The sequence below is a fragment of the Arthrobacter sp. SDTb3-6 genome (assembly GCF_013376095.1).
In the GTDB taxonomy this organism is placed as follows: domain Bacteria; phylum Actinomycetota; class Actinomycetes; order Actinomycetales; family Micrococcaceae; genus Specibacter.
Window position 1 is genome coordinate 19,552 of the sequence record NZ_JAAMFN010000045.1, and the last position, 8,558, is coordinate 28,109.

The 8,558-nt window shown below is 69.6% G+C and carries 9 protein-coding genes; 7 read left to right on the top strand and 2 right to left on the bottom strand.

Annotation, left to right across the window (positions count from 1 at the left end; translation table 11 throughout):
* Window positions 1-30 precede the first annotated feature (30 nt).
* A complete protein-coding gene (locus tag G6035_RS16990) occupies window positions 31-630 on the bottom strand; it encodes an isoprenylcysteine carboxylmethyltransferase family protein (RefSeq protein ID WP_176618289.1) in 600 nt (199 codons plus the stop codon).
* A gap of 216 nt (window positions 631-846) precedes the next feature.
* Between G6035_RS16990 and G6035_RS20275 the strand changes: the two genes are divergently transcribed.
* The 5 genes from G6035_RS20275 (at window position 847) to G6035_RS17010 (ending at window position 4,778) form a co-directional block, all read left to right on the top strand.
* Window positions 847-1,464, top strand: a complete 618-nt coding sequence (locus tag G6035_RS20275) for a hypothetical protein (protein ID WP_256128068.1) — start codon at window positions 847-849, stop codon at window positions 1,462-1,464.
* A 130-nt stretch (window positions 1,465-1,594) separates the two neighbouring features.
* Window positions 1,595-1,789, top strand: coding sequence for a hypothetical protein (locus G6035_RS20280; RefSeq protein WP_256128069.1), 195 nt, complete (start codon window positions 1,595-1,597; stop codon window positions 1,787-1,789).
* A gap of 107 nt (window positions 1,790-1,896) precedes the next feature.
* The gene (locus tag G6035_RS17000; protein ID WP_176618290.1) at window positions 1,897-3,093 is read left to right on the top strand and encodes an MFS transporter; all 1,197 of its coding nucleotides are present in this window, start codon (window positions 1,897-1,899) and stop codon (window positions 3,091-3,093) included.
* Window positions 3,094-3,136: 43 nt separating this feature from the next.
* Window positions 3,137-3,601, top strand: coding sequence for a nucleoside deaminase (locus G6035_RS17005; protein WP_256128070.1), 465 nt, complete (start codon window positions 3,137-3,139; stop codon window positions 3,599-3,601).
* 52 nt (window positions 3,602-3,653) lie between these two features.
* Window positions 3,654-4,778 (top strand): serine hydrolase, encoded by a 1,125-nt coding sequence (locus tag G6035_RS17010; RefSeq protein WP_176618291.1) that lies wholly within the window; start codon window positions 3,654-3,656, stop codon window positions 4,776-4,778.
* 51 nt (window positions 4,779-4,829) lie between these two features.
* Here G6035_RS17010 and G6035_RS17015 read toward each other — a convergent pair whose 3' ends face one another.
* Window positions 4,830-5,732 (bottom strand): phosphatase PAP2 family protein, encoded by a 903-nt coding sequence (locus G6035_RS17015; protein ID WP_176618292.1) that lies wholly within the window; start codon window positions 5,730-5,732, stop codon window positions 4,830-4,832.
* Between the two features lie 81 nt (window positions 5,733-5,813).
* On the opposite strand from G6035_RS17015, the gene G6035_RS17020 reads away from it, so the two are divergent.
* Window positions 5,814-6,785 (top strand): o-succinylbenzoate synthase, encoded by a 972-nt coding sequence (locus G6035_RS17020; RefSeq protein WP_176618293.1) that lies wholly within the window; start codon window positions 5,814-5,816, stop codon window positions 6,783-6,785.
* Between the two features lie 105 nt (window positions 6,786-6,890).
* Window positions 6,891-8,558, top strand: a 1,668-nt coding sequence (gene menD, locus G6035_RS17025) for a 2-succinyl-5-enolpyruvyl-6-hydroxy-3-cyclohexene-1-carboxylic-acid synthase (protein ID WP_176618294.1), incomplete at its 3' end; no start/stop codon positions are given.

The following is an 8,558-nucleotide window of genomic DNA, read 5'->3' on the forward strand; positions in this document are numbered from 1 at the left end:
GGGCTGAAGGGCGGCGCGCATGGGGACGCCCTACCAGAGCAAAGGCACCAACTTCTTGGTGCGCCCCGCGTATTCCGCGTAGCCGGGCAGTTTGCGGCGGAGCAGTTCTTCCTCCACACCGATCCGGCGCCGATAAGCGGCCGCCAAAAGCCCCGCCACTGAAAGAACCGTTGGCACGCTGCCGGACGCGACGGCGCAGCCGGTCCAGGCAAGCAGCGAACCCAGGTAGCCGGGATGGCGGATCACCCGGTAGGGGCCGGTGTCCACCACCTGCTGATTTTCATTGGTCTGCAAGGTCCTGGTGTACGAACCGCCCAGGGTGCGCATGGACCACAGGCGCAGGCACAAGCCGGCCGCCTCGAGGGCAAGCCCCAAGGCTCCGGCGCTGCGGGGGAGCGGGCGTTGCCGGACCGGGCGGAGCAGCAGGGGCAACACACCTGCCACCATGAAGCCGCCCACGATCATGCGGGTTGTGCCGCGGTCTTCGGCGGAAGGGTCCAGGCTGGAGGCCCGGCCGCGCTTGCGGGCGAAGCGTTCAAGCACCATGAAGCCGCCCAGGACAACGTAGGCAGCCGCCAGCCAAGCAGGAGAGGGGCCGCGGTGCGGCGCGGCGGATGACTGGCGTTCCACGGCTTCCAATCTAAACCTGCCGGACTTCACACGCCAGAGTCCCGGGCTGGGCCTGCTTGGCTGGGTCGGAACTCACAAGGACTCACAACGGATGGTTGCGTGGACAATCCGTTTCGCCCTTCGGCCGGCGCCACACCGCCTCAAATTATTGGCTGTGCGGGGTTGCTGGACGAATTCAGCCATGGCTTGCGGTTTGGATCCGGCGCCCCGGGACTGTTGACCATCTTCACCGAGGCGCGCGGCATCGGAAAGACCGTCATGCCCGGTGAGGTCCACGATGTTGCCCGTGAGCGTGGGTGGGCGGTCATCGCGGAGACGGCGACGGGGGGCATGGCCCGGCTCCGTGAAGCCATGCCCCAGGGCGCGGACGAACTCGGTGACGGCACGCCGGCACGCCGCGTCACTGCCATCGCCGCTGCCGGTTTCAGCATCACCACCCAGCTGCCTCCGGCACGTCAGGTGGCCTGGCGGAATATTGGTGAGCAGCCGCTCCGTCTTCTGGACGGACACGGCACCGGCCGGTTTATTGCCGTTGACGAGATCCATGCCGCCGATCGGGCTAAGCTGGCCCCACTGGCCGCCAATGTCCAGCACTTCATTCAGGACCGGCTTCCCATTGGTCTGGTCTTCGCGGGGCTGCCGGCGGCCGTCGCTGACCTGCTCAACGAAGGCGTGGCAACCTTCCTGCGCCGTGCTGACAAGTTTGACCTCCACGCGGCCGCCGTCCATGAAGTGGCATCTTCCTTTGCCGAAACATTCAAGGAAGCTTCCCTTTCCATCGCTCCGGCCCTGGTGCGCCAGGCCGCGGCGGCAACTGGCGGTACCCTTTCCTGATCCAGCTGGTTGGCTATTTCCTGTGGCGTAAAGCTGAAAATGGCGAAGGAAGAATTGACGCCATGCACGCACCGTCAGAGAGGCAGCGCTCGCCATTGCATCAGCCAAGGATCTTGATTTTCTGCAGGCAATGGCCAAGGTCGACGAGCCGGCATATGCCGACGATATCGGCCGGCGGCTGGAGGCCAATTCAAACCTTGTGGCCAACTACCGCACCCGGCTCCTGGACGCAGGACTGATCGAACCGGCCGGCCACGGAAGAGTGGCCTTCGCCATTCCCGGCTTGCACGAGTACCTCCGCACAAGGCCGCCGGCCCGGCACTGAGCGGGTGCCTGGCCTGACAGGGGTCCCCATGAGCCGCTGCCTGGCGGACCGGCCGCCGGGGATTCCGGCCGCCATGCAATTTGGCCGCCGGGACTAAAGTGGGGGCAGTGAGCAAAACAGCCAATCCCGGTGACTTCAGCCTGTGGTCCATCGCCGTCCCTGCGTTTGGGCCGTCCTTTTTGTTCGGCATCGGCGAGGGCGCCATCCTGCCCGTCATCCCGCTCAGCGCCCGGGACATGGGCGCGTCCCTGGCCGCTGCGGCCCTGGTGGTCTCGCTGATCGGAGTCGGCTCACTGGTGAGCAACATTCCGGCCTCAATCATCACGGCAAGGCTGGGCGAACGTGTCGGCATGGTCGGGGCCGCGACGCTGAGCCTGGCCGCCATGCTGCTGTGCGTGTTCGCCGGCAACCTCTTGTTCTTCGGGCTGGGCGTGTTCCTGATCGGTGCCGCGGCCGCCGTGTTCAACCTGGCCCGGCAAAGCTACCTGACCGAGGCCGTGCCGCCGCTCTTGCGCGCCCGCGCCATGTCCACGCTGGGCGGGGTGGGGCGGATCGGCCTGTTTGCCGGGCCGTTCATCGGTGCGCTGGCCATCCACCTGGTGGGCCTGGCGGGCGCCTACTGGGTGGCGGCCGTCTGTGTTGCAGGTGCCGGGGCGGTGGCCTGGGGCCTGCCGGACCTGGTCAGCGAGCCGGGCACGACGCCGGCCGGCCCGGCCCCCACGGTGCGCTCGCTGGTCGCGGCACACCGCAAGGTGTTCCTGACGGTGGGCGTCGGCGTGCTGCTGGTCAGTGCCGTGCGCGCCTCACGCCAGGTGGTGGTGCCGCTCTGGGCGGACAACCTGGGCCTGAACCCGGCCGTGACATCCATTATTTACGGGCTTTCCGGCGCCATCGACATGCTGGTGTTCTACCCCGCCGGGAAGGTCATGGACCACAAGGGCCGCATCTGGGTGGCGGTGCCGTCAATGGTGCTCATGGGCGTGTCCCTGCTGCTCATGCCGCTGACCACCGGGGCCGTTTCCCTGCTGCTGGCGGCCCTGCTGATCGGCTTCGGCAACGGCATTGGCTCCGGGTTGATCATGACCCTGGGCGCCGACTACTCGCCCCGGCACGGGCGCCCGAAGTTTCTGGGGATCTGGCGTTTCCTCGCCGATGCCGGGGCCTCCAGCGGCCCCGTCATCCTCTCCGGACTCACCGCCGCCGTGACACTGTCCTTCGGCGTTGCCGCGACGGGACTGCTGGGGCTGGCGGCGGCCGCAGTGCTGGGTTATTGGGTGCCGCGCAACAAGCCCCTGGCTCGGTAGCGGGGTAGTCTGGGAAAACCGCTACGGAGCCAAGGACGCCACCATGACTGATGCCGCAATGACCAACCCCGCCGTGCCCGATCCCGCCTTTGAGGCCGCCTACCGGGCGGCACGGGAAAGCCTGTCCCAGGGCGGCATTCCCATCGGCGCTACGTTGGCGCGCGGCGGCGAGGTCATCGCCGTCGGGCATAACGAACGGGTCCAGCACGGGGACCCGATAGCGCACGGGGAAATGTCGGCCCTGCGTGCCGCCGGCCGGCAGGGCAGCTACCGCGACACCGTCCTGTACACCACGCTGGCGCCGTGTGCCATGTGTACCGGGACCATCATCCAGTTCAAGATTCCGCGCGTCGTGGTGGGCGAGGCACGGACCTTTGCGGGTGAATTCGAGCTCCTGCGCTCGCGCGGGGTGGTGGTGGAGGTCCTGGACGACCCGCGCTGCGTGGAGATGATGCAGGCGTTCCAGCAGGAGCACCCGCAATTGTGGGCCGAGGACATCGCGGAATAGCAGGCATCCCGAAGCTGTTGACGGCACGGGGCAGGGCGCGAATCATGGGACTATGAGCGCTCAATTCACAACGGTGTGGCAGGCCCTGTCGGACAAGGTGGAGTCGGGGTGGGCGCCCGGGATGGTGGCCGGCATCCGGCATGGCGGCACCACAGAATTCTTTGCCACCGGCGTGCGCACGCTGGGCAGGCCGGAGCCAATGCGCACCGACAGCCCGTTCCGGATCGCCTCGCTGGGCAAGCCCGTGGCCGGTGCGCTCGCCGCCTCCATGATCGCCGACGGTTCGCTGGCACCCGACGACCCGGCCGACGTGTGGCTGCCCGAGCTGGCCTACCCCCGTGTCCTCACCAGCCCCGATGCCCCGCTGGACAGCACCGTCCCTGCCGACCGCGACATCACCGTCCGGCACCTGCTTACCCTGACCCATGGCATGGGGGCCGTTTTCGGCAACACGCCGCTGGGGCGGGCCTTGGTGGATGCCGGGATTGAGCCCGGCCCGCTTCCCCCGTCCATGACGCACGAGGAATTCATGCACCGGGTGGCCAAGCTTCCCCTCGAGCACCAGCCGGGCGCCTGTTGGAAGTACCACACCGGCAGCGACCTCCTCTCGGTGCTGCTGGCGCGGGCCGGGCAGGCACCCCTGGGCCAGATCCTGGCCGAACGCATCACGGACCCGCTGGGCATGGCCGGCACAGGCTTTTTCGGGGACCCCGCCGAACTGCCCACCGCCTACCGGCCGGGCCCCGGCGGACTGGAAGTCCTGGACCCGCCGGACGGCCTGTTCTCGCGCCAGCCCGCCTTTGAATCCCTCGGCTCGGGGCTGGTCTCCACGGTTCCCGACTACCTGGCGTTCCTGACCGCGCTTGCGGGGGACACCCTGGTTCCGGCCGAGCAGCGCCGCCACATGACCTCCGACCAGCTCAACGACACCCAGCGCCAGGGCCTGGCGGAGTTGATGGGACCGGGCATTTCCTGGGGCTGGCAGATCGCCGTGGACACAGCCCGCCGGGGTTCCTGGACGGCCCCCGGGGGCTACGGCTGGACCGGCGGCACCGGCACCACGGCCTACGTCAATCCCGACGCCGACTTCATCGGCGTCCTGTTCACCCAGCGGGCCATGGCCGGCCCCGGCGAGGACTTCAGCTACTTCTGGGAGCCGCTCGCTGCAGCGCTGTGAACGGTGTTGTAAACGGCGGCCGCCAACCACGGCGGCGCCGGAGACAGGGGGCTAAAGGCGGGACCGGCGTCGTACCTGCAGCGTGAGAAGGAACGTCCCCAGGACGGTCAGGCTGTAGCCGGCCACCACGATCAGTCCCACCCCGGCGAGGAAAAAGCTGATGACGCTGTCGTGCGGGTGGGTGGACACGGCGCGCAGGACCAGCGCGGTGGAGGCAGCGGCGGCCACGGCCACCACCGCGGACAGGCCGGTCCACCACCGGCGGGAGGCCCAGTGGTGCCCCGGGCCGGGCCACACGTTCCAGGCGCTGCCGGTGCGCAGTATGGGCAGCGCGGCAAGGCAGGTCCAGAAGGCCACCACGAAGAAGGCAGCAATGACATCGGCCGGGCGGTGCCACTGGTTGATGAGCGTGGCCACCCCGGCAACAACGGCGTAGCTGCCGCCCACAAACGCCACCGACGGCCGCCAGCGCGGGGACACCACCAAAAACACCGCCGCCGCCGCGCTTGCCGCCAGGGTGCTGTGGCCGGACGGCAGCGAATTCAACGTCAGGGTCTGCACTCCGACGAAGGGCCGGTCCGGCAGCCCGATCTTGATCAGCTGCGTGCTGAGGTTCGCGGCCGCCATGGCCAGAACGGCCACGCCGGAGGCCTTCCAGCGGCGCCGGGCCAGCGTGACAAAAAGCACCACCACGACGGCAATCACCACTGACGTGGCCGGGAGCAGGTCCAGGACCCCCGCAGCGGGCAGGCCGATGAACCGCTGGGCCACCTTCGCCTGGACCAGTGCGGATTCGTCCATGAACTGCCCCACGGTGCTGTCAACAAAAAACTTGTAGCACGCCACCAGCCCGGCCAGGGAGACCAGGGCTCCCGCGATGAACGGGGCAGAATGGATGCGGGTGCGTCGGGGCAGGCTGCTTCCGCGGGGGGAACGTGGTGCATGCGTACTCATCCTGACTAGGTTCCCACAGATACATGAAAGGCAGCTGGCCGTACTTTCGGGCCGTGGCAATGCCGGCCTGGCGCTAAAGTAATGGCCATGGTCGCCCTCGAAGAACTGCTCGCTTCCGCCCGCGTTGCCACCCTCCCCATGCGCGTGAAATTCCGCGGGGTGCTGGAACGGGAGGTATTGCTGCTGGAGGGTCCGGCGGGATGGGCCGAGTTTTCCCCCTTTGTGGAGTATCGCGACGCGGAGGCTGCCCGGTGGCTCGCCGCAGCCGTGGAAGCAGGCTGGGCTGGGTACCCGCAGTCCATGCGGGACTGGATTCCGGTCAACGCCACGGTTCCGGCCGTTTCAGCAGCGGAGGTGCCGGCCGTCCTGGGGGCGTTCGACGCAGTCCACACCGTCAAGGTCAAGGTGGCCGAGGCCGGCCAGTCGCTGGGCGAGGATGCCGCCCGCGTGGGTGCGGTCCGGCACCTGCTGCCCGACGCACGGATACGTGTTGACGCAAACGCCGGATGGGACGTGGAACAGGCCGTCCGGGCGCTGAAAATGCTTTCGGTCTTCGGGCTGGAATACGCCGAACAGCCCGTTGCCACCGTCGCGGAGCTGGCCGCGGTGCGCCGTGCCCTGTCCGGCACCGTGCTGATTGCCGCGGACGAAAGCGTGCGCAAGGCCACGGACCCGCTGGCCGTGGCCCGTGCCGGCGCGGCGGACCTGCTGGTGGTCAAGGCCGCGCCGCTCGGCGGCGTGCGGCAGGCGCTGGGGATTGTGGCTGAGGCCGGGCTGCCGGCGGTGGTCAGCTCCGCGCTGGACTCCTCGGTGGGGATCCGTGCGGGCCTGGCCTTGGCGGCCGCGCTGCCCGAACTTCCCTACGCGTGCGGCCTGGGCACTGTCTCGCTCATGGCCGGGGACGTCTCCGCAGACAGCCTCGTGGCCGCGGACGGGGGGATTGCCGTGCGCGACGTCGCAGCGGACCCGGCGCTGCTGGAACGCTTCGCGGCACCGGCGGAGCGTCGCGACTGGTGGCTGGAGCGCCTGCGTCGCTGCCACGCCCTGCTGTAGGCCGGGCCCCCGGTGGCCGGGCCTGTCGAGACCGTGCGCCGGCTGGCCGGGCCTGTCGAGACCCGGTGCGGGTGGTTAGATGGTGGCGTGGCTTTACTTACTTCAATGGACGCTGCCCGATACGTGGTGGATGCACTGGAACACGCCGGCGTGCGGCACGTGGTCGTGGCGCCCGGATCACGCAGCGCACCCCTTGTTTATGCCCTGGCGGAGGCGGAAGCGGACGGCAGGCTCACCACCTACGTCCGGATCGACGAGCGCGTGGCCGGATTCACCGCCCTGGGCCTGGCGCAGGGGTCGGGCAGCCCGGCCGCGGTCCTGACCACCTCCGGCACCGCGGTGGGCAACCTGATGCCGGCAGTCATGGAAGCCAACCACTCGGGCACGCCGCTGCTGGTGCTCTCCGCAGACCGGCCCGAGGAACTGCGCGGCACGGGCGCCAACCAGACCACCATCCAGCTGGACCTTTTTGGCGAGCACGTACGGTTCGCCACCGACGTCGCCGCCGGAATCGATCCCACGGCCGCCATCGCCACGGCGCTCAGCGCCGCCCGCGGCCGCCTCGAGGGCATCCCGGCCGGGCCCGCCCAGGTGAACCTGGCCTTCCGGGACCCGCTCACACCGGCGCTCGACGGCTCCGAATGGGAACGGCTGCTGCCGGCGGTTGACGCCACGCCGCTGGCTGCGCCTGCCCCGCTGCTTGAGCCTGCGCCGTTGGTTGAGCCTGTCGAAACCACTGGGTCCCGCCAAGTCGGGTCCCCGGAGATCGGCCGGCCCTCCGCCAGCCACCGCACCGTGGTCCTGGCCGGGCACGACGCCGGGCCCGCCGCCGAACACTTTGCCCGCACCCTGGGCCTGCCCCTCCTGGCCGAGCCGTCGTCCAACGCCCGGTTCGGCCCCAACGCCGTCGGCCCCTACCGGATGCTGCTGGAGCAGTTCGGACCGGAGTCCGCCTGGCCGATGGAGCGCGTGGTGGTCTTTGGCCGCCCCACCCTGTCGCGTCCCGTGGCGCGGCTGCTGGCCCGGACGGACCTGGAACGGGCCCTGTACCTGCCGCGCCCGGTGGCCTGGTTTGAAGCCGGACGGCGCCCCGAACTGGTCCTGACGCAATGGGACCAGCTGGTCGGCTTTGCCGGGTTCGGACCCGACGGCTGGCTGGCAGCCTGGCAGGACGCGGCCCGGACCGCCGAACAACGCCTGGACGCCGTCCTGGCCGAGACGGCCCGCCCGGGCACACTCAGCGGCCCCGCCGTGGCCCGCCAGGTGTGGAAACGTTTCCAGCAGGATCCCGGACAGGACTTGGGCCACAATCTGGTGCTGGGGTCGTCAAACCCCGTGCGCGACGTCGACCTCGCCGGCCGGCCCGCACCCGCCGGCCCCGACGGTGCTGGTGGCCCGGGCCGGGTGTTCGCCAACCGCGGCCTTGCCGGCATCGACGGCACCGTCTCCACCGCCACCGGAATCGCCCTCGCCACAGGAACACCCACGCGTGTGCTGCTGGGCGATGTGACATTCCTGCACGATTCCGGGGCGCTCCTGCTGGGCACCGGCGAACGGGAACCGGACATCCAGCTCATCGTCCTCAACGACGCCGGCGGCGGCATCTTCTCCGTCCTGGAGCACGGCCGGCTGGCCGGGGCACCCGACTATGCCGCCGCCGTCGAACGTTACTTTGGTACGCCGCATGGGGTGGACTTGTGCGCGCTGGCTGTTGCGTATGGTTGGCGCCATGTGCGGGCCGGGACTGTGGCGGGGCTCGGTGCTGCGCTGGCC

Excerpts from the sequence above, each read along its gene's own strand:
- G6035_RS17015 (WP_176618292.1), bottom strand. The coding sequence starts at position 5,732 with ATGAGTACGCATGCACCACGTTCCCCCCGCGGAAGCAGCCTGCCCCGA.
- G6035_RS17005 (WP_256128070.1), top strand. The coding sequence starts at position 3,137 with ATGACTGATGCCGCAATGACCAACCCCGCCGTGCCCGATCCCGCCTTT.
- G6035_RS20280 (WP_256128069.1), top strand. The coding sequence starts at position 1,595 with ATGGCCAAGGTCGACGAGCCGGCATATGCCGACGATATCGGCCGGCGG.
- G6035_RS17020 (WP_176618293.1), top strand. The coding sequence starts at position 5,814 with ATGGCCATGGTCGCCCTCGAAGAACTGCTCGCTTCCGCCCGCGTTGCC.
- G6035_RS17010 (WP_176618291.1), top strand. The coding sequence starts at position 3,654 with ATGAGCGCTCAATTCACAACGGTGTGGCAGGCCCTGTCGGACAAGGTG.